Origin of the sequence: Streptococcus suis (assembly GCF_002960445.1) — a bacterium.
Classification (GTDB): Bacteria; Bacillota; Bacilli; order Lactobacillales; family Streptococcaceae; genus Streptococcus; species Streptococcus hyiners.
In genome coordinates this window covers 1-302 of record NZ_POJD01000334.1, presented here as the reverse complement: position 1 = coordinate 302, position 302 = coordinate 1, and the positions used below count along the sequence as shown (strand labels likewise).

Annotated in this window: 2 protein-coding genes; both read right to left on the bottom strand. The window is 41.1% G+C overall.

Translation table 11 applies throughout. The annotated features are described in order from the left end of the window. Positions 1 to 116: head-tail connector protein (locus C1G53_RS11120; RefSeq protein WP_192873131.1), on the bottom strand; the 116-nt coding region annotated here is incomplete at its 3' end. Between the two features lie 2 nt (positions 117 to 118). Continuing rightward, positions 119 to 302: phage major capsid protein (locus C1G53_RS11115; protein ID WP_105118678.1), on the bottom strand; the 184-nt coding region annotated here is incomplete at its 5' end.

The following is a 302-nucleotide window of genomic DNA, read 5'->3' as shown; positions in this document are numbered from 1 at the left end:
TGTCGCAAAATATCTTCACAGAGTTGTTGACTAGTTTCAAGCAATTGCTCAATCAGTCCATCCTCATCATCGTGTTCCACTTTGAGATACTGTTTTGCTTCTACTAAACTGACCATCATTACTTAGCCTTCACAGTTAAAGTCTTAACGGCTTCAGGTAGGACTAACTTACCATCCACACGTTGGGAAGCAAGAAAACCAATCTGTCCATTATTGGCATAGAGTTCATTCAGACGTTTGAAGGTACGACCCTGACGATCCGCAATCCAATAATAAGAAAAATCGCCAAAGGCAATGGCTTTG